The organism is Sphingobacterium sp. PCS056, from assembly GCF_023273895.1.
GTDB lineage: Bacteria > Bacteroidota > Bacteroidia > Sphingobacteriales > Sphingobacteriaceae > Sphingobacterium.
The window spans coordinates 4,147,296-4,172,496 of record NZ_CP096883.1 but is presented as its reverse complement, the minus strand read 5'-3'; the positions used below and the strand labels follow the sequence as shown (position 1 = coordinate 4,172,496).

Genomic DNA, 25,201 nt, shown 5'->3' with positions numbered 1-25,201 from the left:
TTAATCTTAATCAGATTGTGGTTTGACTCGATAAAATAAAAAGTAATTTGACGCAAAATATGCATTAAAGTCATGTCATTTGATCTGGTGAAAACAGGTGATCTACTACAGCTCATTAGAAAATAGCATTTCTAATACTGGTACTTAAATGTTCATGCTGTGACTGCCAGTCGTTGCATTATGATGTCTAGAAAAGTCGTTTTAGTGTAGCTACTGATGGATATAGCTCCTAGAACTGTCAACAAAATCACGGTAAATAGGGATTTTATAATCTATATAATGGCGTAAATTGAATACATGGCACATCGAATATATTTATACAATTACGATCAAAAAACGAATCAAACGTTTGATACTTATCTTGGTGAGTGGAATTACGAAATTCCATTGTTACTCTATCCACTATTGGCCGAAGATGTCAAAGTGCTGGGGGTTGAGCTGATTGCAAACAAAGAACAAGGTATTGTGCAGCTACGTTACTTTTTTAACTTGCTGGCAGACTCTTATCAGTTGCATTATAAAAAAAAATACTACGAATCCGTCAACCATATGTTCGAATTTTTGGAAGCTTTACCTTATGATTCTTTTGTCTTAAATGCGACAGATGTTTTTAATATGAACGAAGAAAAGCATGAGGTCCAAGTAAAAGAGTGGTTGCTGGATATACAACATAAAGGTAAATTATACAAAAAGGCTGTGAAGACTCAAAAACTTTCTGTGTTAGACAGTTTATTTTCACAAAGAGGTTACGCCTCATTTCTCGATATTTTACAAACCGATTGGATCAATTACGGATTGGGTTATTTTGAGGAGGTGGCTCTTCAGAAAGCTGTCTCTTTTATTTTTGAAGAATCAGGTAAGTTTGGCTTGCGCGATGCAAAGGGTGTTATTTTGGCTCCAGCGGTGTATGATGAGATTTTTGAATCAGATCTTATCTATCAGATAGCGCTGGTTAAAAAAGAGGGTTTGTACGGTTACTTGCAGCGAGATGGGAAAGAATTAGTTCCTCCAATTTATGAGAAGGCCCTTGATGTGTTCGATTTTGCACGTGAACCTTTAGGTGAAGTAAAAGTGAATGGGAACTGGGGGATTTTAAAAGTGTATTCTAATACTTGGTTAGTTCCTCCTGATTATGATGCTATCGAAAGCGTGGCTTATGGATTTTTAGGTGTAGAGGCGGCTGGAAGATTTGGTGTTTATAACGATGAAAATGGGCTTATTCTTCCTGTTGAGAGCGCAAGACCGTATGTATATGACTATGATAAAGATCTTTTTTTTACGGGACAAAAGGAAAATCATAAACGAAAATATTATACAAAAGAAGGGTATTATCTGGGTGATTTTCTAGAGGCAGAGATCATCCGGGCAGCTAATTGCTTCTGGGTCAAACCGAATAAAGGAAATAAGAAAGGTAGATTGATCGATGATAAGGGCAATCTTATACTAACGGATGCAGATCAACTTATTTTCTTTGACAATTTTGATGTATTGGCTATTCGTAAAGAAAAAAGTTGGAAATTCTATCATGCTGCAAAACATCAGTTTTTACTTGAAAATGATTGTATCACTCAGGTTAAAACAGAAACTAATAGCGGAACTAAAAAGAACGTTTTTATACTTCAATCTAAGACGGGATTGGGGCTTTTTGATGCCGATATTGACATTTGGTTGATTGCGCCTCAAGCAGCGATTACTCAGATTCATTATTTGCAAAATGGCTTTTTAGCTATTCAAAAAAAAGACTTCTATCAACTTTTTGATTTCGAAAACGGTCTGTCAGTCGAGCTATATGACTATATTTCTAATCCTTTGAATTATAGAACGGACGAAGGTTTGTTATTTCTATATCAAGGAACGAACTTGTTTCGGGTGCAGGAAGATAAAAGCATTCATCAAGTTGAAGCTCAGGAATATGGTAACATCTACGTGAATCGCTTTTCGTTTAGGGGAAAAGATTTAGAATACTTTATTTTCTTTTATAATCGTTGGAATGCGCAAACAGGATATAATGGTGAGCAATTGATGGATGTTGAAACTATTAAAAATATGGCTTTCGCAGCAAAAGAGGATCAAAATTACCACGAGGCACTTCGTCTATTTGAAATATCTGCTCAGAAAAATGATGTAGACAGTTGGACAGCAATAGGGTTATTGCTCACCGATCCTGAAATTGAGTCTTTGTTTGATCCGCAAAGAGGTATCAGCTATTATGAAAAAGCAGCGCAACAAAACCATCCTATAGCATGGAATAATATTGGGGCACTATATCAAAATGGGATCGGTTACGATTTTAACATAAAGAAAGCAATTCGGGCCTACGAAAGAGCTGCAAAGCTAGGAGATGGAATGGCACTTAGCAATTTGGGTGATTTGTACTACTTTGGGGTACATGTCAAGCAGCATTATGGTAAGTCTTTGAACTTCTATCAGCAAGCAGAAAAAAAATACTATTATAATTACGATAAAATTTCAGAAATCTATTATCGATTAAGAGATTATCAAAATCTGTTGATTTACCTCAAGAAAGATTATGATCGTTCTTATTCGGGTATATATTATGGTATCCTATACGAAAATAGTATGGGAGTAAAAGCAGATTTGAAGAAAGCTATCATGTATTATGAACAAGCCAACGCATACAGTGCTTACGAATATGCCACACAACGTTTGCTGTATTACTATAGGGATGACCCAACTTTTAAAAACGAACATAAATTCCAGAAATGGAAATCATTCGCCGAAGCACAGGGCTTTGAAATCGCTTAATACATAGGGCATTTGCATGCTATTAATATCTTACAGAAATGAATAAACCCCTAGTTTTAGGGGTTTATCTTATCATATAAAACGATATTTCTTTTTACTCAAGTAGATTAGGCTTCAATTGAATTTTTATGTAAGATGCCTTTTGTTTTTTACCCTTTGAAGGAGCTGAATTTGTAGGATAAACTTCGGTATAAAAAGTCTCGTTATCTGTCCAAAAAGCTTTTGTCTGATCTGCAATTTTGAAGTTGGTAAAGTTAATATACAACAGATTTTCTTGCTCAGAAACTTGCTCCGCGTATTTGCTAATCGCAAAATCACTTCCTACATCATGGTTCGAATTGACATAAGAAATCCATTTTTTACTCGGGATAATTTGTGGATACCCACCAGTAAAGGTTTTAAATTTAGCTTCGGGTTTGACACTATAAAACGAATAGTACAAATCGTATACTTCTGGCGAATTTTCTTTGAAAACTTCTAAATTCAGGGAAGGGGACAGTCCAATATATTCATTTGATAAAATTCCGTCTTCTGTCGTGATATTCTCATGCTGTACGATCATGATTTCTTCTGCATTTTCCTTATATATCCAATTCCCATCTTTAAGTTTTACTTGTGGATTTTTCACTAAAACTTCATCGATCCGCTTTTGAGTAGCTGTTTTAAATTCCTGTTCAGACACTTCTGTTATTGTCCCGAATTTTCGAAATGATTTATTTTTAAAATCTTGAGACTTTTTCAATAAACTGCTTCTGATTTCATCAAGATTTACACCTTTTAAAGTCATGTCAAATGAGGCTGTGAATTCTGACTTTAGAACAAAAGCTTCAATGCTGTTTGAAATATTGTTATTAATGCTAAAATGAATGGCGTAGAAGTCATCAAACTCTTCAAAGCCGTAGTAATTATCCAGCTTCTTGCAAGCTACTTTCAGGCGATCTGCATCTTTACTCGGCGCTACAAAAAAATGGATAGAATCGAGCTTGGTGAATAATTGAAAGGGTACATCTTGTATATTATCTACACCTTTTATCTTTTTGAATTGATCAAATGTTATGATTTTCTGCGTAACTTCAGCTTGATGTTGCTTCTTTTCCGTGGTTTTATTTTTAGGATTGCATCCTAAAAAAGATATAAGCATGGATGAAAGCAAGAATGGATATAAAGTTTTCATGTTTTATCTTTTTACAAAGATATCACTATTTAAAGTGGGTGAATATCGCTGAAAGTAGGGATTTGTTGTCGCTCATATTTTACACAATTTTAAAAACGATAAATTGAGGACTAAAAATTATGATATGCATATGAAAAATGTAATGATCAATTATTCCGTAATGCTGGCTTTGCTGACTTCCTGTTCACCTGTTCAAGAAAAGAACGCAGATAAAAGAGTTGTCTCACATGCCCACGCGGATACAGCTTCTGCATCTCTATCAGAAAAGAGTATGAGAACAAAAAGAAAGCTACCGAATGATCTTTCTGCATTGCTACCTATCGATATACTGGATAGTATGAGTACGAATGTATATGAAAAATACGGAATGGAGTTCTCTGGCAACTGCTATGCCTGTGACTTAGCGCGTTTATCGGTGACAGAGAATAAAATGATATGGACCAATGTCTGCGATGAAAAAGATATTTTTGAAATTGATGCTTTCTCAACCGCTATTGAAGAAAACAAAACCATTTTCAAAACTGCAGAGCACACTTTTATTTTAACCAAACTCGATCCTGCGCCTGTCTATGAATTGGTGATTGACGGTCAGAAAATAGCCTTAAAAAATAAAAGAATAGCGAGGTATTTTACCACCAAAGTAGCTTTGCCTCTTTTTAAAGAACATGACTGTGGTGATTTTGACGGATAATCGCGTCGTGTTCATGGATTTTAACATATTGTCAATTGATGACTTTGATAAGCAGATTGTCAGTATCTACTCCTGTGATCTTTTGACTTCATCGTTTTTATCACATATCCAATATCTGAAAGTGATTTTTGTCGAAGATGATGATTTTGTGAATATATATAAAGACTCTTGATTCAGATCGTAAATAGAATACAGATGGACTGTGCTTATTTGTCTGCATTTTTATTTTTGATAAATAGTGGGACTAAGCATTTGGAAACCCATCTAAAACAAGTATCATTGTATTCTATTTATTTTCCGTTATTTAATTGATCCATTGGCTTAACATGAAACGAATTATTTTGTTCTTATGCTGTGTGTTTACAGCCCAGTGTATGTATGGGCAGACCACCACTATTTATTCTAAAGCATACGGAGAAAGTAAAAATCCAGCGATTATTTTCATTCATGGAGGCCCGCGAGGAAATTCAACACTATTTGAAGGAACAACTGCGCTTAAAATTGCAGAAAAAGGATTTTATGTTATTGTTTATGATCGACGTGGGGAAGGGCGCTCTATTGATACAACTGCAACTTTCACATATCGTGAAGCGATTGCTGATTTAAATAATCTGTACCAAAAGTATCGCATCAAAAAAGCTACTCTAATTGCACATAGTTTTGGAGGTTTAGTAGGAACGCTTTTTACAGAGCAAAATCCGGAAAAAGTAACATCACTCATACTTGCTGGAGCTTTATTTTCTCAACAAGAAACGTATGACCATATCTTAGGAACTACCCAAAAATATTATCTAGCAAAAAAAGACAGTTCGATGCTTTATGAAATTTCAGAAATACAGAAACTATCTAAAAATTCTGCTGAGTACAGGAAGCAATGTTATGAAATCGCAAGTAAGAATAATTATTTCAAAATGCCATTTCCAACAAAAGAAGCCAATGAAATTAGAGAAGAATATGAACGAGGTGAGTACGGCAGAAATAATATCAGAAATGATCGTGCACCCATTTTATTCTATCAAAATGAAAACAAAAATAATATCGATACAAAACCCATTTTAAAGAAGCTAAAAAAGCAGGTTCCGTTATTTGCTATTTACGGACAGCAGGATCATATATTCTCAGAAAAACAGTTCAGTGATATGAAGCAAATCATACAGGATCAGCATTTCAAAATTATTGATAATTGTTCTCATTATTTGTTTGTTGACCAACAGGAAGAATTTATAGACACGGTTGTTAAGTGGATCAAATAATAAGTACTAACAACACGCATTTTTGTTTGACCAATCTTAATGATACAACCCAGAGACTATTTTTTTTCTTAAACTAAGATTATAAAATTGACATAGCCACTCGGATCCTACGTGCGCATGCACAGCTTGAAGACATTTATGACTAGATTATTGGCCATAACCCTCAGACAGACATTAAAATTAAATAATTTCCAAAACCTAAAATGAATCAAATTTTTAATCTTATCCTAGTTATATTCACCATCTTCTTTTCGGGATGCAATTCTTTCGGACAGCAAAAAGATGACTATTCTGCAAAAATTGACAGCTTAATCGGCGCTAAAAGCCCAAGAGATTTTAATGGGGTTGTTTTTATTCAACAAAATGGAAAAACAAAGTATGCTAAAGCTTATGGATTTGCCGATTTAAACAAAAAGACACCCTTGAAAATCGATAATAAATTCTCGACCATGTCAATAGCAAAGCAGCTTACAGCAGTGCTGGTTTTACAGGAAGTGGAGAAAGGAAAGATTGATTTGCAAGCCCCGATCCGAAAGTATTTACCTGATTTTAAATATGCTTGGGCTGATATCGTTACATCAATTACTGAACAATACTTCAGGACTTTATAGCGATGATATAGACAGGCCATTAAAGTTTAAACCAGGAGCAGCATTCAATTACTCTAATATGGGTTATTATGTAGCTGGGTTGGTTTTGGAAAAACAAAGTGGAAAAAGTTTTGAAGCATTGGTAACATCATTGTTCAAAACCTGTCATATGCATAATAGTGCTTATCCAAATGAAATCAATAGTAAGTTTTTGACAAAAGGACATACCGTCAAAAAAGATAGCTCATATATCCTTAACGAAGAAGTGAACTTCGGTCCTGAGCATTGTTTTGGAAGTCATTTAATCGTCTCTCCTGCAGATCTCGCAAAATGGAACATATACCTGCATAGCGGAAGTTTGCTAAAGCCTGCTACATATAAAATGATGACCAGTTACGTGATCACAAATAAACATACACTTTTTAGCGATGATCCGATAGGTTATGGGTATGGCTTGCGTATAAACGATAAAGACAACATGTTGGAAATTGGGCACACAGGTTTTCATCCGGGAGAAGGCTTTACTGCTGTCAATCTATATTATCCAAAATCCAAAACCAGCGTCATCATCATGGAAAATGTTGCCCATGAAAATTTTGATATAGCCTACTATTTTGAACAAGAGATTAGAAAAATAGTGAAAGAAAGCAATTTGTTAAAATAGCGTTTTTGGATGAAATAAAATAATAATAATTCCAGCTTCTAAAATAATATACCTTTATTGTATTAATCATTTCATAATCGCTATCTTTATAGTCTGTTAAACTGTATCTAAAATATTATCTGCGTCTTTCTTTAGACGAACTCTACCATAGAGTTAATGAACGCATTGAAATCTTTTGATTTCTTTGTGCAGATAATCCTATTCAAATATTTTTATTAAATCTTCAATCGGAAATTGATTCATCAATCAATTCCATCATCATGTTGATATGTGTTTAGCATTCAAGATGATCGTAAAATATGATTAACCATGAATAGCAAACAGTTAATAAGTCGAAATATAGAGGTATTCTACAATAATGCATCTGAAGAAACCCGATTAGAAAAGGGAATGGGTGTATTTGAATTTGAAAGAATCAAAATCCTCATCGAAAAATATCTTCCTATAGGTACTTCAAAAATAATAGATATTGGTGGGGGTACAGGAAAATATGCAGCATGGCTTGCGCAAAAGGGACACGACGTTTATCTCGTAGAACCCGTTTTAAAACATTTTGAAATAGCGAAAAATAGAGCCAATAAGTTGAAAAATAAGTTTTCTATCCATTTAGGAGAAGCTCGAAGATTGGAATTTCCGAATCATTTTGCTGATCTCATTATCTTGCATGGCCCACTTTATCATCTGCAAACTAGAGAAGATAGAGCGGTAGCTATTTCTGAAGCTAGAAGGGTGTTGAAAGATAATGGGATTATTTTGGCGTTTGCCATCAATTATACCGCATCAACTGTCGTTGGATTATTAAGCGGACTTATTCACAAAAATTCATTTTTCCAAATGTGTAAAGAAGAATTAGTAACAGGGCTGCACAATCCTCCCAACGATTTTCCTTGGCTTTTAGCAGAAGCCTATTATCACAAACCAGAGGAATTAAAAGATGAATTTATCCATCAGGAATTAACCTATCTTCGTACTTACGCAGTAGAAGGTATGATTTGGTTGGATAAAGATTATTTTGCCAATATGCTTAATGAAAAAAGGCGAGAGACCTTATTAGAGCTTCTTCAAGTTACTGAAGATGATAACTATCTTTTACCATTTAGTCCACACATGATGATTGCGGTACAAAAAAAATATAATTATGGAAAATAAGACACGATACTATCAAACATTTCTGGAAAATAGGGGGCAGCTTAATGAAATTGAGCTGGGTGAAGAAATCGGATTGGACGAAGGTGAAACGATGAAAATAATTGTTCAACTGTTATCGGAGCATAAAATTGAATATATTGAAAATAACCATTGTCATTACATCCCAAAGAAGGAAAAGCGAAGATCATTATAAGGTAAGAATGAGTATTATTTAACCCATGAATATTTTTACTTTTATGCTATTGGGCCGAGCAATTTATCTTAAAATATAAAACTATAAAAATAAAATAGTCAATTCACACTAAAACATTATAAAGTAAAGGCTGCATCATTAGATGCAGCCTTTACTTTATAATGTTTGTGATTTTAGTCACCTGGTAGTTGTGGACCGTCTCCACCACCACCTCCTATATTTGGATTAGGATATACGGTGATCGTCTTTTTTACTGTTTTAAAACATCCATTACTCATACCTGTTGCTGTAATTGTGAAGAAATCTGAATATGGTGTAGCAACAAATTGCCATGTTCCCGGTATCCTTATTTTAAACTTATTGTTTCCTAAGTTCTGTAATTCAACGCTGGAGCGGTCAGAAATAAACTGTGTTACTGTGAAATTTTCGCCCGCATTAGCGATTATTGTAAACTCTTGATCATTGTTAGAATGATAATGCGTATAAAGAAATTCAGGACCATCAATTATCCCATTTAAAATGCCTACATTTATTTCAAAGTACTTAGGAATATTATTGGTGACTGATTTAATTTTTATTTTACCATATCCATTTCCTGTTCTTGTCACTTTCCATTGGTTATTACCTAAGGCAGTGAGTGTAGCTATACCAGACGCATCTTCAAGTGTAACCGTACCGGGATTGATTAAAGTATATGTCGCTTCATCACAAATTGAGGATGGTCCTGTAAATGTCGTAGTTGTAAATATATCTGCTTTTATACTTTGGTCCCAAGATGAACATGTTGAATTTTTACCTTGAACAGAAATCCACTTCGGTCCGTCATCTGTAATATTCAAATTGAAACTTGGTACTGTTGTAGTGTAGTTTGTGAGTGTACCACCTGAAAATACAGTCCATAAGTATGAAGAAGCAGGAAATAGTGTGTTCTTGATTTGTGCGGTATACGTTTTAGTTCCCCTAAATCCACCTGGAATCTCTCTATCTCCGATGATATTAAATGCTGATACTGCATTTACTTTTATTGGTAGTTCATGGTAGCTAGAGACATCACACGAACCATCAGATTTTTGCCTAGAGAAGTGGGCTCGAACGTGCCAACTTCCATTACCGACAAAATCTTTATGCCAACTTATTTTAATACGGTTGGATGTCGTTTGTATTACAGTACCATGATTAACAGACCAGGTTAAATTTCCATCGCAAGATATACCATTGAAAATGTATTCATACGTTTCTTCAGGACATGGATTTTTTTCCCCCAGTATTACATCTTGTGCTCGAAGGGTACTAAATAAGATGAACAGCATCGCTGTTACTACGAATTTAATTTTCATTTTTCGATCAATTTAGTTGTCCACTCTTCAAATTCATTATCCTTAATATTATAAGAGAATATTTTCTTCATATAGATCTTTCCATATTGTTTTACCGTGATCTCTTTTGTACTGTATGCCTTCTTGCCGTTCTCCAAATCTTCATTCAGTATTACTGCTACCGTGTATTTTCCAGGAATTAAATCTTGAAAAGTAATACCAGTTCCTTTATGTACAAAATTTGTTTCAACTTCTGTTTTTGTAATTTCGTCTGTTACTATGCCTTTTATTGCTTTATCAACATCTTTTATGACTAACTTTCTGTTCTCACTGGGCCAAATCATGATATAAGAATCTTCAGGGTGAACGAAGAAGTTTTGCCATTGATTATAGATGACTTTACTAGCAGAAACCATGACCACAGACATCTTATCCGGAGTTCCTAGGAACGGATCTGTAGGTTCCTGATAGATACTATCCATATTTATAGGGTCTTTTTCCACGAGAGGATCGCTTATGTTTTTTGCGCATCCACACATCAGAGCAATCATAATAGGTAATAAAAAGAAGTGATTTTTCATTTTTTTAAGGTTAATTTTTAATGTACATTTTAAATTATTATGGTTTAGTTTCTTACATTGATAATTATTGATTTTACTACTCTGTTTTACATGAATAAAGAATTAATCTCGCTGTTGTGTAGGTTAGTAAGTCAATTTTGATTTAAAGTTTATAATCAGATGTTTAAAGATAATAATAATTTCTTTAAAAGGCAATTGTTTTAAAATTCTTTTTCTTAATCTTTTGCATTTAACATGAGGCGACTTGACAAGTAATTTCTAAAGTGATTCATTCAGTTGTTTAATTTTGGGAAAGCTGTTACTCGATTTTAATTTTCTACAGGATAGTTTTTTCTACTTTCTTTTTTATTAAAGCTTTTTTGGTTATGGTAAACCGTAACCAACGCATATCATCATCCTTTACTTTTGTTGACAATCTCAACAAACTTTTAAATTAATCTGAAATGAAAATAAGCAATTATGGAACGGAAATTTTAGTTATCCTGACATGTAGTATTCTCTATTGCAGTTGTGGCATATATAGCTCAAAATCAAAAATTGTTGACTGAATATGTTCAAAAGAATTATGAGAATCGATCATTAAAGAGATTTATTAAAAACGGTAAGGTTGATCGGTATTTTCTTAAGGAATATTTAATTCAGAATACTGGAAAAAGTAAATTTGATATCGGAAAATTTGATGGAATTAAAGTAGTACCTAATTTTTCTATTTATTTAGACAATTCTGCGATTATGGATGGTTACGTCAAGGGAGTCTTTAATTTTGAAGTAGTTGTATCAGATTTGGTTATCGGGCTCAACTATCATTATAATCAAAAACATATTAAATTTAATTTTATAAATTCCGAACTATATCCTATCGATATCAGTAATGTCGATTGTTTCTTTAAATCTCTTGAACCAGGAGTAGCACCCTTTAAACTTGGAAATCAATTTGTTTCTGAGTTGAATCAATGTTTTGGGAACGTTTTGGCTAGTATGATGCAAAGCAATATTTCCATTTTTGTATCTGATTGTATCTATTCACTAGAAACAGGTAGATATCGGTAAGGTTTATTCTTATTTTTTTTTGTCTTTTACTTATTTTGAAACAAACACTTTTTACCCGAATAAATACAATGGAGTTCTAATTGTTGGGAATAAAATTAATAAGTTGTTTCATAAAAAATTACTCCGTAACTTTTAGCTGATCCTAAAATTATACAGGTCGATTGGAGGTAAATTAAGTATTTTACTGCTATATTATCTTTTCAAGACGATGATTTGGATATGTAAGACTTTTTTATTAAAAGTTACAGTGATTTGTCGTATCCCTATTATAATAATATTGAAGTATACCGATATCTTTTATGGGTATACTTCAATATTTTATCTAAAGTAATTATAGTTACTATGGGTAAATATATAGAGCGTTCTTTTACTCTTCTATTTATTCCACGCTAAAAACAACTGCGACATTAAATAATAAACTGCAGCGGCAAATACTGTTAAACCGATCACTTTTAGGTACTTCATACTTTGGCTGTTATTATTTCGAAGGATCTCTAAGTTTGAAATCGAGATCGCGACAGCAATTCCTATGCTTATGCTGTTTCCTTTAAAAATAAAGACTAAGCAAAAGGGGAGCAGTGCGATAGCAAAATCATACCACTTCAGTCTTTCTACAATACGATATTGGATACTATCGATTACTAAAGCTCTTACAATATTCGGAAAACCCGCTTTTGGATATGCCTTTAGTATTTTTCCTGCGTGAGATGGAATTAAAAATGGTTTACCTTTTTCATTAGATCGTTCTAAAGGTAGATCGTCCATGTATAAAGTTTGCTCACCAAACCAAGTTGAATATTTCATTTCAAAATTCGAATCCGGAAAGTCGGGTAATGTAAATTGGCTATTCATATCTAGTGGTTCGTTTTTTTACAATCATTTCTGATTATCATCTCTCTTCTTTTTCATAATAAATACAATTCCTGATGTGCCGCCATCGCCAGAAGACACATAGTTGTAATCTACTGTTTCGACTAATTCAAACCCATTGTCCACCATGTGATTGAGAATAGCTGCATATGACTTCTTATTCGTTAGAAAATCGGAGTATTCTTTACCCACTTTCATCTGCTCTTCAGTTTCACCAAGATCAACATCGACCTTGAGTTTTTTAGATAGAAATTTCCCTTTAATTACGATATATGCGTAAGTATATTTTTGAGTACTGGTATTATTCTCAGTTGCGAATTTTGTCTCACTAACGCTCTGTCCAAAAACGAATGACGTTATTGTTAGTAAGCATACAAGTAGGATTAGTTTTTTCATACATGATTTGGTTTTAATAGTGGAAAAATAATTTTATTTACCTTGCTGTTGTTTTCATAATTTAAAAACAGGAATTAGTCCGTTGATAAAATAGCGTATCCGTAGTTATCAGACCAACCCGATTTTAGTGGTAATAATTTTCTGGTATGTGCTTCTCGCAACATTCCAACCTTCTCTAATACCTGTATAGAACCTGTATTCGCTACAGCACAACCGGCTTCTATTCTATGAAGATTTAGATCGTTAAAACCAAAAGCGATTATTCTTTTTAAACTTTCTGTTGCGTAGCCCTTATTCCAAAATTTGGAATCCAATTTGAACCATACTTCAGCATTTTTATATTTTTCTTTTCCTAAATTGATTCCGATCAAACCAATGAATTCGTGATCTTTTTTTAGTTCAATCGCAAATGTGTGTCTTTTGTTATTTTCTAAAATCCAGTTCTCAACAATTTTCCTTGTTTCCTGTATATCTTTTGGAATTCCCAAAGTGTTAAATTCATCTGTTTCTGCTAAACTGTGTAAACGGTGAACATTTTCAATATCATGTTCTGAAATTGGTCGTATATATAATCTTTCCGTTTTAAAATTTAATTCCATTATTTTTTAATATCTATTTTATTATTATCAATATCTATCTGGGCTTCATTAATCATTTTCCTATTCAATAACTGATAGTTCTAGAAGATTAATTTTGCCATCAGCCCCAAAAACTATAATTTCTTTTGACTTTAGCATATTTTACAATATCTAAGAGCGTTTCCGGCACGCTTGGAATAGAAGCATATGCTAAAATATAAAGCTCAGCTTTCAGCCTTTTTGATTCAGGCATATAGATGGATGTATCAGTACAAGTTCTTTTCGGTTTGATCCCATAATGTGATAACTCAGTAGGCAATTTGTTCAATTTATTTAGCTAAAGATTGTGCTATTAGCGATTCGTGTATTCCAAAATTCATAAACTCAAATATTCACGTAAGATAGGCCGGTCAGCATCCGCCCAGTCGTAGTTGATTAATTTCGACGGTTCCACCCATATTGCTTGTCTATGTTCCGTTGCGAGTATAGCGCCAGATTCCCAATTGCAAATAAAAGGATAGAGGCATACGGCAAATTCAGGGTACTGATATTCTACCGCTGTCAGTTTTCTGACGGTAGAAATGGTCATGCCCAGTTCTTCTTTGATCTCCCTTTTTAGGCAGTCTTCTTGCGATTCATCCAGTTCGACCTTGCCACCAGGAAACTCCCATTTCATCGGGAGCTTCATCTTAGCAGAACGTTGACAGATCAACACTTTATTATTATGTTCAATTATAGCACAGGTTACATGTAGCATCGTAGTTTAAAGGTACACAATCTTATCAATTTAATATAGTATATCGCTTTCTTAACCATATGTAGATGCTTTTCTAATCCAACGCTCTTCAGGATTAGGTCAACTATACTTTACTTGCCTCTTAGTTTTACCGAATTTTAAAAAGTATGATACTGATATCAAAACTGATAGGGATAAATGTATGTACCTATTGAAACATATGAGCGAGTTGAACAAAATACCTGATTTTTTGGATAAGCTGGTATTTAGTCTTATGTTTCACCCGATAGTTTGTTTTTAGTTGTGGGTGAGACAGTATACGAAGCAAGTTTAAACGATAAGCTAGATGTGGAGAATATCTATTTTACCGCGCAGAGACTTGGACATGATAAAGTTCTAAAAAAAGGTTAAAGAAAGGTTAGAACGATCAGAGCTTATCGATCTTCAAAAATAGGAATTCAAAAATACGATCAAATCACGCTCAAGTAGATATTTCAATGTTTATGACAAACATGAATCTAAATGAGGTTGTTTCTTTTGACAAGATGATCGTTTTAATATGATCACATCAGACTAAAAATCATTCGTATCAGGGATATTTTCATCTCCACAGTTTTGTTATCTTTAATTTGAATAATCATTAAAAGTAAGGCGGTGAAATAGCTGGTGGTTTAATTTGGTTAAAAAAATGGATAATGAAATTGAAGAAATAGCGTTTTACTTAAGTATTAGGGGAAAGCCGAAGATTGAACACGACAGCACCTCGGTGGCGATCAATAATGCCAGAATTATAAAAATAAATGAACTATTAGTGAAGTCATTAACGTTTAAAATATGAAAAAGAAAAGTCCATGAATCCCTTCCACATATTAACAACTATGGAAATAGGAGCCGAGTTTTCGGAATCCGAAAGCTGTGTTCAGAATTTTCCTAAAACACTGCAATTCCCGTTTCCTGAAAAATATAGAAAATGGGTTACGCAATTTAAAACCATTGAAATTTCAGGAGATTTTATATTATTCAATTCTGTAGAAGCTGTGAACGAAAATAAAGAATTTGCAACGGAAGAATTTTGGGTTTTTGCAGGAACAGGACAAGGTGATCGATGGTTGTTTGACAAAAAAGGAATGGTTTTCTTTTACGACCATGACTATGATGAAGGATTTGAATCCATGGGAATTAATTTTGAGCAAAGTGTGCAAATGGCTTTTTTACTTCGCGATTTAGAAGCAAGGATGGACGAGCAGGGTAGAACTTCTGAGAAGACAAAAGTCGAGTTCACTACAGTATTTAACCAAATTCACCATCAATTAAGTGAAAAATATCCGTTTCAGATATGAGCAAAGAGCTAGCAGATCCGTACCAACAACAATATTTGGCTTGGATGGACATGAGGATGTTCAAACCATCAATAAATATGGCTTCCGAGCTTACAAATGATGTAGAACAATTCAAACTCACCAAAATATAAAGAAATATGTTCAGATACATCATGACCCTATTTCTTTTGACTAGTAGCGCGGCAATACTTTGCGCTCAGGATCATTCAAAAGAAACATCACACAAATGGAAAGAAATGAAACAAGTGAATCCTAATTTAAAGGAAACCAATACCATCAGGATTTTTGACGATCAAAAAAATGTCTATCAATTGGAACTCAGGGACGGTAGACCGTTTAATGGCTATGAGATTAGTGATGAACAACTATTGGGAGAGCTGAATTATGTCAATTACTACCAAAACGGTCAATTGGTCGCCAAATATGCGATAGATTACCTCAACATGGATACGCAAACTACACCAGTCAATTACACACTAAAAACGACTTACCACAATGGGAAAGCGTTGGATGGTCCTGTGTATCATGAATTGCCTCATGGTGTCGTACGAATCGATCAGTATGAAAATGGCCAGCTCATAGGTTTTATGATTGATCTATTTGCGATGCATTATTTTAATCGATTGGATTTTCAGTTGAAAGATAATAAGGTGATGATCCATGATATGCGGTCAAACAACGAACTGCATATCTATAAAAAAGACGGTTTTCTGCAAGCTGATTTTTATAAAGGAAAAAAGCGAGTAGCTACTTCCCAAAAGAGTGTCCAACAAATAGATCAAATAGCACCTCATGCTACGACAGCTTATTATCTGGACGAAGATGGCATATTGCGCGAATTTCATTTTATCAAGACAACATTCCCCGATATGGACGATATAGAGAATGACTTCTTAAACCCTCTATTTTCACAATTTTCGTTTGAGTTTGACGGAGATCTAAACCTGTTTTTTGACCAACTCCACAACAAACTTGGTGATTTAGGCAATATGGATAAAAGAAATTTCGCAACTATATTTCATTCCTACAGCTTTCCTTACGATGAAAAAAACTATTTGGGAGCGGTATCCTACAATGCTAAAAGTAAGCCCGACTATGGTATCACGATTAAACGTCTAGATTCTGGAACATACCAAGTGCAGAGGTATGTTGATGGAAAAGTAACATCTACAAAGACTACTGATGATCTGCATCAATGGAAAGAAGAGGATTGATATCCGTAGCAAATTAGCTAATAAAAAAAATAGAACAATGCATAGAAAAGAAATTTGGATAGACGGCGATACGCTTTTTTACAAAGATCATGGCCATCTCGAAAAGGCCAATCTTCAGACTTTAAAATACGCTTATGTACAGATTTTGGGCGATGTGCCCTTTCTGTTCCTTTTTGCAGATCATCAACACTATATCTCTACGGAATTAAATGGGTTTGATGAAGTATATCCGGAACTCTCAGAACGTTTTCATTTTGACAATACAACCTTTTTTGCTGTCAGTAAAGCCAAAAAGGAAGACGATAAAGTAAAAATTTGGACCAAGAAAATGGCTCAAAATTATCAGATTCTGGACAGCTATCCAGATGACGAAGATTTTGGCTACGAAGTATATACAGCACCTAAGCAGATGGTATCTTGGGATACGACATATGAGCAATTGGAAGCATTAGGTTGTGTAGAAACCTATTTCAGCGATTTTGGTGTAAAATATTTAAGATTCAAGTATCCCGTCAGGATCGGTGCACTTTTGATTCTCCAATTGGAAATATATGCAGAAAATACAAGAGCAAATGCACCCGTTCAAGAGTTTTTTGTGCAGCTCCATGATGAAACCAATACCGATCAAAGTTACCAACAACTTCGGGAGCTTTGGATCGATGAAGATATCGACATCGATCAGTATGGCTATGAAAGAAATGATCAATGCCATTTAAGGTTCGCATTGAGCAAAGGCATTGAAGCCTCGATTTGTTATACCTACGATGCAGATTATGGTTACGATGATGGCAGTACTTCGTTGCATTTATACAACCAACGACAATACCATCATCTTTTAGAAAACCAGGCATATGAAACCGTGATGCAGGTTACTGAAATCATTTCCTTTCATAAAAAATTGGATATGAGCATCAGTTATACAAAAAGTAGTGCGATTAAGAATGTGCCCTCCAAGATACATCAACTACTGAAAAACCAAAGTGGTGTCTGGGTAGACGATGTTAATCAAAAAATAGGATTTGCAGGGATAGATACTGCACTGATTCTAGATTTTGATGAGATCAAATATTTTACTTTTCAGAATATCCTTCCCGCCAAAGGACCTGGATATGCAGATTTTATGGTGCATCTTAGCACCGAAGAATATCTGTATGTTTTTACAGCAGATACGTATTTCTTCGATCAGTTTGCTCAGCGATTGGAGCAAATGACAAAAATAGCAGTTGAGATTCCTCAAGCATATTACAACTGTTAGGTGATATATTATTCAAAAAAAATGAACAGAAAACCGCTTTCGTCATTTTAGTGATATCGTAAAAGCCTCGTTTTCTTATATAGAAAAGGATTAAAAAAATATCTATAAATACTTACGATACTTTCTTCTCTTTACGGACACCGATCCAATATGATATAGTATGGATCTTCACACCATGAAAAGAATAAAATTTATCCTGGATCTGCAGTTGCTACGGCACTTCTCCGCTAAGGAGAGCATACGATTCTTTTTTCTTGTGCTCTAGTCACAAAACAAGAAAAATTGACACAAATTAGCAAAAGAACATCCTTGTTAGGACGGATAAAGAACAGGTGTCTAGCATTTATTTAATTAATGCAGAGCGATGATCGATATCTAATATCTCATAAATTACTTTTAAATGGTATTTGACCGTGTTTTCTGAAATAAATAATTCACTACCAATCTCCTTATTTGTTTTCCCTTTTCTAATCAGCTCAATGATTTCGAGATGACGAGGTTTCAGGTTATATTTTTCTAAGTTTAAGTATAGTTGATCATTTTTATTTTCTTCCGTTTGGTTAATATATGATTCTAACTGAATTCTCATGCGACTTATTTCTTTTTCAATTAAAAGTCTTCGTTGTTTATTTGACTGAAAAAGTTTAGAGAGAACAAAAACTAAAATACACAGTAATATAATGATGGTACTGAGCACGAGTTGCATATTCTTTTTATTGTTCAATTCTATGTCACTCCTTTGTTGCAATAGCTCTTTTTCAAGGTTATTAAGTTGTCCGCTTCTATTTGCGGCATCATAAAGTTTTCTTTGTCGGGTTACTTCACTTTGCGCCAGATATGCTTCTTTATATTGTCCATTGGAGGTATAATAGTAGATTATGGTCTCTAGCATCGTGATTTTATAAATATCGATCTGAAACTTGTTGGCATAGTCCATTCCTATTTCAAAAGCATTTATTGCCTCCTTATGCCTCCCCATCAAATTATATAGTTCTACTTTTACTTTATAAATAATAGGTAGATGTTTTGGATTGCCTTTTTTCAGTAGTTCAATACAGCCATCAAAATATTGATCAGCAACATCATAATTACCTTTTCTCATTTCCAGATTTCCTAAGATACATTCATAAAATGCTCTGGTTTCATTTTGAATATATTTTAGATTCTCAGGTTTTATTTTTGCCAACAACTTCTGGAACTCTTCGGTTTTTTTTAGATCAAAGTAAATAAACAATTGCTCAATTAAAACCCGTGTACTTGTTTCTTTATAGTAGATCGTATTTCTGCCCGCTTTCTCTGCTAATGCTAAATTAGTCAGTGCTCCCGTGTAATTATAGAGGTTTTTGTACGTCAATGACTTTTGTAAATAAGCATGATAACGGTCGTAATCGGTAGACTTTGTGTCGTTTATGATTTTGTCTAGCTTTAGTATTGATTTTTCATTTTGATTTTTATCATTGAAATTAGAAATTTCAAGCTCCAAAGATTGATGATCAATATTTTGACCGAATAGGGGTGTGAAATAAAGTAAAGCTATACTTACGAATAAATACTTTTGAAAGAAAAACATAAAACAATGGCTAACACCTAATCCTTTGCTAAGGATAGGTTACTATAAATGTACAAATATAAGAAAAAATGGAAATAAATTCAATTAGTATATAATATGAACACTTTTCTTGTTTATTAAGAGTCTACGTATTTTTGAATTTAATCTTTCAGCTATCGATTCACGATTATTCATATCTCAATTTCAATAAATTGTTGCCAGTTATTGGACCTAAGAGTTGATCGATATTTATGCATGAATTCGTCAGTTTTTTGAAATAGAGAATTGTTTTTCATTTCACGATTTTAGATCACTCTAGGTAGATTCTGGTACTTTATCGATGCACTATCCTCGGGTAGGGTCTCAATAACTACCCCTTAAATAGTTAAAACTACCCTAATAAAATTTGTTCATTAACCTCCTACAGACCGATATTTGTAACATTTTACAAGAAAACAATCATCTTACATATGTTTTGTTTTTCTAATCATTCCATTTACAACAAAAGTTGCTTTACCATGATTATTTCCTGCACAGCTATCGGAACATTAAGTGTTATCTTGATCGGATCTTGGCTTATTTATCCTAACACCACCTTAGCATTCTTTAATCTACACTCCATTAGGGTAAAAGTGTTCAGCAGATCTATTATTATGCTTACTTCCGTTACTATCTTATTAATCAATTTAAATTTCTTATTCCCAGAGATGATATTTATAAACTTAGTGCCTAGGACATTACAGTGGTTGTTTACTATTTTTGGGATAATAGGTCTGCTTGTTACATCTATTTTGGTAATCCTTAGATGTTTTCAGAGCTGGTCCGCAGTATATGTATTTGGAAAAGTTACGGGTACAGGATATCTCGTCGGATTATTATTTTGGTTATTTAGCTCTATGATACAGCTCATAATTATTCTTTGTGCTACAGCCTATTTATAGCAATATGTCAAAATTCTTCGTTTACTGCGACAGACATCTCGTGAAGTCTTCTGGTATGCATTGCCTTCTCATGATGACTAAAGTCAATTTTCTTTCAGGTAAACATGTTTTCTGATTAATAAGTGTTAGGGTTCAAATTTCACCGACTATTGATAGTCGATTTTCCCTCATGAAGGTCCATGATCATCGTTATTCTATCTAAGAGAAGTATAAATATGTAGATTAATTTGTTTTGTGTATTTAATTTGAATGGGTAGTTTTATAATACTATCCACTCAAATTAAATAAGTTTAAAATATTGATATTCATTATTATACGTGTGAATTAATGTATTGTTGATTGGGTAGTTCTTATTCCATTAATTGTTTTATCATCGCTTTTAATTTATTTTTAAATATTAAATAACTCTTTATCAATATGAAATTTATAATCATTCTGACACTAACATTCCTGACTTGCTCTCTGTATTCATTTGCACAATCGGTATCATTAAAATTCAATACCTATCAAACGAAAAACATTAAAGAGAAAAACTATCCATCAACATTCAAATACTTCGCGAATAATTATCCTGCAACATTTGTCATTACACTGAATTCGGAATCGAGTACTTACGATTTGTTTTTGGATGATAACAAATCAAAAGTCAGATTAAGTGCAATCTATGATCCTCAAAAAACAAAGTCAGAGCGGATAGCTTGGAATGACAAAACATTAAATTGCTATCAAGTTTCAAATGGAGATTACTTTTATATTTTAAATACTTCTTTTAAATCCCTTATAGAGAGAAAAAGTTACTTTAGCGACGGTTCAATTTGGATATTTTGGTCCAAAACAAAAGCTGGAACAATTACAAAATATAATCGATAACTTTACTAAACACTAAGCTTAGATACATTACAAAGCTTGATCAAAATTTATTTAAAGTAAACCGACACTTTATTAAACGTTTAGTTGGGAAACCAACACATCAAAAAGCCCATCTTAATTGTAAAATTAAGATGGGCTTTTTGATAAAAAACGACACTAAATCATTATTTAATTTTTATTAATTTTCCATTTTTCTGTAAATCTACAATGCTGACAACAGCATTGTTTTCATTAGACCATTTCTCCGGATTTACAAATAAATTACCCATAGTTGTATTTAATAGATAGATCCAAGCTTCTTGCGAACCGTTAACTTTATAGCACGAAATGGTATTGTTTTCTTTTCTTAACTCCTTCGTTTTCGCTTCATTATAAGTAATATCATAATTCATTTTTAAAGTACCATTTTCAAAGTATTTGAAATTATAAACTTTTAATTCTGTAATAACTTTTAATTCAAAATATGAGTTTGTAGGGACAGAAGTCCAATTTGTAAAACCTTCCCAAGTTCCTTTAATCTGCTTATTTGTTGATATAAATTTTACTGGAAATTTCTTTGCTGACTGAACAGCAAGATTTGCTGAATAAACGGATTTATTACCGATAGATTTTTCAAACGTATAGATTTTGGCATTGGAAGAAGACGTCCATTTTGTAGGATTAGTCCATATTTCGTTCAAAGTTATATTTTCGGTCCATAAATAGTCATCTGACCCGGTATACCGATAAGCCATCAAATTTCCATTAGCATTATTCTTTTGTATTTTCTTTGTTTCTGCTGGGTCGTATACGACATTATTCTTAAAAATACCGGACGAAGAGCCTCCAAAGTCGATATTTATTGTAAATATTTCATTATCTACTTTTTTGATACTTAAGATAGGGATAAAATCAAATTCCTTTTTTGAACTTAACCACTCAGCTGGCCATTTTTTAATTGTCTCATTATACTCTTTAAAATAAGGCAATTTAATCGAGGTTTGTGAAAAAGCACTAATGTATGATACAATGATCGCAAAAAGAATTGAAAATAATTTTTTCATAATAATGTAATGTTACTAAATTTACTAAAAGATAATTATAATGAGTTTTATGTTTAAAAATATATTACAATAGAGTAAAATCACTTAATTCATAGCTGTTTTTAAAATCTTATTATAACCTATTTTTATGATGATAAAGGTAAGCCATAGTCATCTACATATTATAAATATCAAGGGGTAGTATTTCGTGTAGTTTAAATATCACCTATAGGTAGCCTATATCAAATATGACGACATCATCTTCAAAATAATCTTTAGTTACAGTTTGATATGTTGCGATACTATTTTCAGCTGTTTATAATATTAAATATATAACTTATAGAAAAACAATATGTTACAAATAAAATTCCCGTCCTGAAATATAAACTAGCCCCAATACTACTCTAGTAAAACTAGATATCATGAGTTTGTCAATCTATATTTGCATAAAAATAAATTGTTATTAATTAAAATAAATTATCAAATGGATATGAAAAAATACCTATTGATCTGTATTGCTTTATTGGCAGCTCTACCTGCTCTATGTCAAATGTCTGATAGAGGATACAAAAAATTGAAACTTGGAATGGCGGTTGAAGAAGCTCAAGATGTGATTAAATTCAGGTTGAAGGACAATGTTGCAAAAGTAATATATGAAGGAGTACCTTTGGAGTTAGACTTTCAAGAAAGTGAAGGTCGTCTACAACTTTGGGTTATCACTTCATCATCACCCTTAGTAAGACTTAGTGGTATTGAAACTACATTAATTGGGAAAAATTATAAACAAGTAAAATCTTTGTTGGGGAATAAGCTTGTTGCGATTAATATGGATGGGCCATCAAAAACTCATTACAAATATTATGTGAATAGAAAATCTATCGAAAATGAATATACAAGTTGTATACTAGAATTTAACGACAAAGGTATTCTTCATAATATTATGTCTGTATTTAATCCGTAGTATTCGATTAAATAATTTTATCCGCTTTATCGCGTAAATAATACCCATTATTAATATTTAAAAATGGGTATTATTTACTTACGGAATTATAAATAATCCAGGATATGGGCACAGTATGTTTTCTAAGACTTGTGCACACAGCAATAGTAAAACCGCTTGCCTTTTCAGATCTCATGACATTTTATTTTTGATAGTAGCAGACAGTTAGCTCCAGATGGATTTATTCCAGACAACGATCTTGAGTCATTTTTAAAATAAGATAGACCAAATAGCGAGTTTATGAGAGATCATTAGGAAGGTATGGAATATGATCTAATATCTGAATATTTTTTAGACTGATTGTAGGAGCGAGCATCCATGATAAACTTCAAAAAAATAATGATACAAACGTGGGAGCATCTAGAGATTACTCTTTTACCTATGTACAATGATGCGTGTTTTTAACCTATTTATCAAATACAGCTTTTCCAATTCTTAATCACACATACTTCTATCCACATATGTTTTCCCTCCGTTACCATTAATGTAGTAACATCCACCACGTGGACCTCTGATATATGATCTGGCTGAAGAATTCTTCCGGTTCTTTGAAGATTTTTCTTTCAAATTGGAGTTACCTGTTTCAGAAGATAATTTATTTATAGACGATGAGTTTGATTTTACATACTCCCATGTCCCATCCGATTTTAAAATCACTTTTTGACCATTAGATGTTGTAGCATACTGGCTTTGACCAAATAGAGTCACTGCAATTAGTGATAGTGCGAATATTAAAATTTTTATCATGTTTTGTTATTAATACAGATTTTAAGGTAAAGCTTCAATGGATTTATTATCCAAGTTTAAACTTTTACGACCTGCCCAAGTAGTGATGATATGTTCTGTAGCAGCTTTAAGAGATCTATTAATATGTACAGGGTGTTTTCCTGAACTCGTGAAAAACTCAACCTCATTATCAATTTTTGAATACCATACTTTACCTACATCTGCTTTAGTCAAGGTATCTGGCTTCCTAATTTTCTCAAAATTATGAAGCTTATCCTCATTTAAACCTACGATCTGATTAGGTTGTGTTTTATCCCTACAATCTACCTTAATATACTTGAATTCATTCCAGCACATACAGTCGTTATTTATAAATAAATAAATAACGATTGCAATAATAACCATTATTAAACCTCCATAGGGATAATACGTTTTGTTTCTGAAAAAAGTTTTACCCTTTATAGGACTTAGTGCAGAAACTGCTGTAGTATTAACTTCCGTAGATCCTTTAGTGGTATATGTGAGCTTTTTATCCTCTGCCGATGTTTCATAAAGACCTTTAATCCTAAACAAATTGTCTCCTGATAGCGCTATCTCTTCAACTTTTCCATTATCACCATTACTATGTTTTCCCTGATCTTTTATGATTGGTGAATCTTTATCGATAGTTTGGGTATCTATCAAAGTAGATGTCGCATCAGCAACATGTACTGTTTTCGCTTCGACATTTTTTTGATCTTTTACCTGATTATCTGGATTAATTAATTCTTCTTCATGCTTTATTTGACCTTCATGGAAAGTAACCGTTTCTTCACAATCTTTTGATTCTTCAAGAATACCAGTTTCATCTTCTTCATACAAGTTCGATTCATCTGAGTCGCCGGATATGTTAGTTTCTATCCAATCAGCACTTTTATAAGGTCTTTTTGGAAAATCTATTAAAATAGCGACCATCTTGACGATTTTCTCGCTTGGTGCTAGTGTTTCACCAATAATGAAATTCTGTAAAGATCTAAGTTTACCTAGGTTTGCATACTTAATAGCCGTTTCTATATTCTCATCTTTATTTGGACGAGAAAAATAGTTTTTAAAGACTTTAATATCATCCTGAGACAATTGATCATGAAGGCGTATCAAACTATATTCCCGCAAGTTTGCAGGTGATGGCGTATTTAATTCATCAGGTAATACTTCAAGAGATTTTTTTTCTAAGTAAGCCTCTCTTACAGCTTTTTTAAATTTATCGAACGTAGACATCCTTGCAAAAATAAATCAAT

General features: G+C 33.1%; 22 protein-coding genes and 1 pseudogene. 12 read left to right on the top strand and 11 right to left on the bottom strand.

Annotation, left to right across the window (positions count from 1 at the left end; genetic code table 11):
- Nucleotides 1-297 precede the first annotated feature (297 nt).
- Nucleotides 298-2,766 (top strand): SEL1-like repeat protein, encoded by a 2,469-nt coding sequence (locus tag MUB18_RS17480; protein ID WP_248754054.1) that lies wholly within the window; start codon nt 298-300, stop codon nt 2,764-2,766.
- 94 nt (nt 2,767-2,860) lie between these two features.
- On the opposite strand, the gene MUB18_RS17475 is transcribed toward MUB18_RS17480, so the two are convergent.
- The gene (locus MUB18_RS17475; RefSeq protein ID WP_248754053.1) at nt 2,861-3,940 is read right to left on the bottom strand and encodes a hypothetical protein; all 1,080 of its coding nucleotides are present in this window, start codon (nt 3,938-3,940) and stop codon (nt 2,861-2,863) included.
- A gap of 130 nt (nt 3,941-4,070) precedes the next feature.
- Between MUB18_RS17475 and MUB18_RS17470 the strand changes: the two genes are divergently transcribed.
- From MUB18_RS17470 to MUB18_RS17445, 5 genes and pseudogenes are all read left to right on the top strand, one after another.
- Nucleotides 4,071-4,631, top strand: coding sequence for a hypothetical protein (locus MUB18_RS17470; protein WP_248754052.1), 561 nt, complete (start codon nt 4,071-4,073; stop codon nt 4,629-4,631).
- Nucleotides 4,632-4,957: 326 nt separating this feature from the next.
- Entirely contained in the window at nt 4,958-5,884 is a 927-nt protein-coding gene (locus tag MUB18_RS17465) for an alpha/beta fold hydrolase (RefSeq protein WP_248754051.1), read from the top strand.
- Between the two features lie 203 nt (nt 5,885-6,087).
- Nucleotides 6,088-7,138: pseudogene (locus tag MUB18_RS17455) on the top strand (serine hydrolase domain-containing protein).
- A gap of 309 nt (nt 7,139-7,447) precedes the next feature.
- On the top strand, nt 7,448-8,287 hold the full coding sequence (locus MUB18_RS17450) for a class I SAM-dependent methyltransferase (protein ID WP_248754048.1): 840 nt from the start codon (nt 7,448-7,450) through the stop codon (nt 8,285-8,287).
- Nucleotides 8,277-8,480, top strand: coding sequence for a hypothetical protein (locus MUB18_RS17445; RefSeq protein WP_094772607.1), 204 nt, complete (start codon nt 8,277-8,279; stop codon nt 8,478-8,480). Before MUB18_RS17450 ends, MUB18_RS17445 begins: the two co-directional genes overlap by 11 nt.
- A gap of 173 nt (nt 8,481-8,653) precedes the next feature.
- Here MUB18_RS17445 and MUB18_RS17440 read toward each other — a convergent pair whose 3' ends face one another.
- Together MUB18_RS17440 and MUB18_RS17435 are read right to left on the bottom strand one after the other, a co-directional pair.
- A complete protein-coding gene (locus MUB18_RS17440; RefSeq protein WP_248754047.1) occupies nt 8,654-9,817 on the bottom strand; it encodes a hypothetical protein in 1,164 nt (387 codons plus the stop codon).
- Entirely contained in the window at nt 9,814-10,377 is a 564-nt protein-coding gene (locus MUB18_RS17435) for a hypothetical protein (RefSeq protein ID WP_248754046.1), read from the bottom strand. Before MUB18_RS17435 ends, MUB18_RS17440 begins: the two co-directional genes overlap by 4 nt.
- A gap of 510 nt (nt 10,378-10,887) precedes the next feature.
- Here MUB18_RS17435 and MUB18_RS17430 point away from each other — a divergent pair.
- The gene (locus MUB18_RS17430; RefSeq protein WP_248754045.1) at nt 10,888-11,427 is read left to right on the top strand and encodes a hypothetical protein; all 540 of its coding nucleotides are present in this window, start codon (nt 10,888-10,890) and stop codon (nt 11,425-11,427) included.
- A 375-nt stretch (nt 11,428-11,802) separates the two neighbouring features.
- Here MUB18_RS17430 and MUB18_RS17425 read toward each other — a convergent pair whose 3' ends face one another.
- From MUB18_RS17425 to MUB18_RS17410, 4 genes are all read right to left on the bottom strand, one after another.
- The gene (locus MUB18_RS17425; RefSeq protein WP_248754044.1) at nt 11,803-12,279 is read right to left on the bottom strand and encodes a hypothetical protein; all 477 of its coding nucleotides are present in this window, start codon (nt 12,277-12,279) and stop codon (nt 11,803-11,805) included.
- Nucleotides 12,280-12,303: 24 nt separating this feature from the next.
- Nucleotides 12,304-12,693 (bottom strand): hypothetical protein, encoded by a 390-nt coding sequence (locus tag MUB18_RS17420; protein WP_248754043.1) that lies wholly within the window; start codon nt 12,691-12,693, stop codon nt 12,304-12,306.
- A gap of 74 nt (nt 12,694-12,767) precedes the next feature.
- A complete protein-coding gene (locus tag MUB18_RS17415; RefSeq protein WP_045754989.1) occupies nt 12,768-13,292 on the bottom strand; it encodes a GNAT family N-acetyltransferase in 525 nt (174 codons plus the stop codon).
- Between the two features lie 355 nt (nt 13,293-13,647).
- Entirely contained in the window at nt 13,648-14,028 is a 381-nt protein-coding gene (locus MUB18_RS17410) for a (deoxy)nucleoside triphosphate pyrophosphohydrolase (RefSeq protein ID WP_248754042.1), read from the bottom strand.
- Between the two features lie 857 nt (nt 14,029-14,885).
- On the opposite strand from MUB18_RS17410, the gene MUB18_RS17405 reads away from it, so the two are divergent.
- The 3 genes from MUB18_RS17405 to MUB18_RS17395 all read left to right on the top strand — a co-directional run bounded on the left by MUB18_RS17405 (nt 14,886) and on the right by MUB18_RS17395 (nt 17,816).
- Nucleotides 14,886-15,347, top strand: coding sequence for an SMI1/KNR4 family protein (locus MUB18_RS17405; RefSeq protein WP_248754041.1), 462 nt, complete (start codon nt 14,886-14,888; stop codon nt 15,345-15,347).
- A 236-nt stretch (nt 15,348-15,583) separates the two neighbouring features.
- A complete protein-coding gene (locus MUB18_RS17400) occupies nt 15,584-16,561 on the top strand; it encodes a hypothetical protein (RefSeq protein WP_248754040.1) in 978 nt (325 codons plus the stop codon).
- A 37-nt stretch (nt 16,562-16,598) separates the two neighbouring features.
- Nucleotides 16,599-17,816, top strand: a complete 1,218-nt coding sequence (locus MUB18_RS17395; protein WP_248754039.1) for a hypothetical protein — start codon at nt 16,599-16,601, stop codon at nt 17,814-17,816.
- Nucleotides 17,817-18,159: 343 nt separating this feature from the next.
- Here the strand turns inward: MUB18_RS17395 and MUB18_RS21920 are convergent, their stop codons facing one another.
- Nucleotides 18,160-19,386, bottom strand: a complete 1,227-nt coding sequence (locus MUB18_RS21920; RefSeq protein ID WP_317233166.1) for a tetratricopeptide repeat protein — start codon at nt 19,384-19,386, stop codon at nt 18,160-18,162.
- A 1,337-nt stretch (nt 19,387-20,723) separates the two neighbouring features.
- Here MUB18_RS21920 and MUB18_RS17385 point away from each other — a divergent pair.
- On the top strand, nt 20,724-21,176 hold the full coding sequence (locus tag MUB18_RS17385) for a hypothetical protein (RefSeq protein WP_248754038.1): 453 nt from the start codon (nt 20,724-20,726) through the stop codon (nt 21,174-21,176).
- A 164-nt stretch (nt 21,177-21,340) separates the two neighbouring features.
- Here the strand turns inward: MUB18_RS17385 and MUB18_RS17380 are convergent, their stop codons facing one another.
- Nucleotides 21,341-22,219: a hypothetical protein gene (locus MUB18_RS17380; RefSeq protein ID WP_248754037.1), complete on the bottom strand. Its 879-nt coding sequence runs from the start codon at nt 22,217-22,219 to the stop codon at nt 21,341-21,343.
- A gap of 463 nt (nt 22,220-22,682) precedes the next feature.
- Here MUB18_RS17380 and MUB18_RS17375 point away from each other — a divergent pair, with 463 nt between their 5' ends.
- Entirely contained in the window at nt 22,683-23,159 is a 477-nt protein-coding gene (locus tag MUB18_RS17375) for a hypothetical protein (protein ID WP_248754036.1), read from the top strand.
- Between the two features lie 474 nt (nt 23,160-23,633).
- Here MUB18_RS17375 and MUB18_RS17370 read toward each other — a convergent pair whose 3' ends face one another.
- Together MUB18_RS17370 and MUB18_RS17365 are read right to left on the bottom strand one after the other, a co-directional pair.
- Entirely contained in the window at nt 23,634-23,945 is a 312-nt protein-coding gene (locus MUB18_RS17370; RefSeq protein ID WP_248754035.1) for a hypothetical protein, read from the bottom strand.
- Between the two features lie 21 nt (nt 23,946-23,966).
- Nucleotides 23,967-25,181, bottom strand: a complete 1,215-nt coding sequence (locus MUB18_RS17365) for a hypothetical protein (protein ID WP_248754034.1) — start codon at nt 25,179-25,181, stop codon at nt 23,967-23,969.
- Between the last annotated feature and the right edge of the window lie 20 nt (nt 25,182-25,201).

Bases quoted from the DNA above. Each gene is read 5' to 3' on its own strand.
- MUB18_RS17375 (WP_248754036.1), top strand. From the start codon at position 22,683: ATGGATATGAAAAAATACCTATTGATCTGTATTGCTTTATTGGCAGCT.
- MUB18_RS17385 (WP_248754038.1), top strand. From the start codon at position 20,724: ATGAAATTTATAATCATTCTGACACTAACATTCCTGACTTGCTCTCTG.
- MUB18_RS17380 (WP_248754037.1), bottom strand. From the start codon at position 22,219: ATGAAAAAATTATTTTCAATTCTTTTTGCGATCATTGTATCATACATT.
- MUB18_RS17440 (WP_248754047.1), bottom strand. From the start codon at position 9,817: ATGAAAATTAAATTCGTAGTAACAGCGATGCTGTTCATCTTATTTAGT.
- MUB18_RS17365 (WP_248754034.1), bottom strand. From the start codon at position 25,181: ATGTCTACGTTCGATAAATTTAAAAAAGCTGTAAGAGAGGCTTACTTA.
- MUB18_RS17475 (WP_248754053.1), bottom strand. From the start codon at position 3,940: ATGAAAACTTTATATCCATTCTTGCTTTCATCCATGCTTATATCTTTT.
- MUB18_RS17370 (WP_248754035.1), bottom strand. From the start codon at position 23,945: ATGATAAAAATTTTAATATTCGCACTATCACTAATTGCAGTGACTCTA.
- MUB18_RS21920 (WP_317233166.1), bottom strand. From the start codon at position 19,386: ATGTTTTTCTTTCAAAAGTATTTATTCGTAAGTATAGCTTTACTTTAT.
- MUB18_RS17435 (WP_248754046.1), bottom strand. From the start codon at position 10,377: ATGAAAAATCACTTCTTTTTATTACCTATTATGATTGCTCTGATGTGT.
- MUB18_RS17465 (WP_248754051.1), top strand. From the start codon at position 4,958: ATGAAACGAATTATTTTGTTCTTATGCTGTGTGTTTACAGCCCAGTGT.
- MUB18_RS17480 (WP_248754054.1), top strand. From the start codon at position 298: ATGGCACATCGAATATATTTATACAATTACGATCAAAAAACGAATCAA.
- MUB18_RS17400 (WP_248754040.1), top strand. From the start codon at position 15,584: ATGAAACAAGTGAATCCTAATTTAAAGGAAACCAATACCATCAGGATT.
- MUB18_RS17420 (WP_248754043.1), bottom strand. From the start codon at position 12,693: ATGAAAAAACTAATCCTACTTGTATGCTTACTAACAATAACGTCATTC.
- MUB18_RS17445 (WP_094772607.1), top strand. From the start codon at position 8,277: ATGGAAAATAAGACACGATACTATCAAACATTTCTGGAAAATAGGGGG.
- MUB18_RS17470 (WP_248754052.1), top strand. From the start codon at position 4,071: ATGAAAAATGTAATGATCAATTATTCCGTAATGCTGGCTTTGCTGACT.
- MUB18_RS17405 (WP_248754041.1), top strand. From the start codon at position 14,886: ATGGAAATAGGAGCCGAGTTTTCGGAATCCGAAAGCTGTGTTCAGAAT.
- MUB18_RS17395 (WP_248754039.1), top strand. From the start codon at position 16,599: ATGCATAGAAAAGAAATTTGGATAGACGGCGATACGCTTTTTTACAAA.
- MUB18_RS17425 (WP_248754044.1), bottom strand. From the start codon at position 12,279: ATGAATAGCCAATTTACATTACCCGACTTTCCGGATTCGAATTTTGAA.
- MUB18_RS17450 (WP_248754048.1), top strand. From the start codon at position 7,448: ATGAATAGCAAACAGTTAATAAGTCGAAATATAGAGGTATTCTACAAT.
- MUB18_RS17415 (WP_045754989.1), bottom strand. From the start codon at position 13,292: ATGGAATTAAATTTTAAAACGGAAAGATTATATATACGACCAATTTCA.
- MUB18_RS17410 (WP_248754042.1), bottom strand. From the start codon at position 14,028: ATGCTACATGTAACCTGTGCTATAATTGAACATAATAATAAAGTGTTG.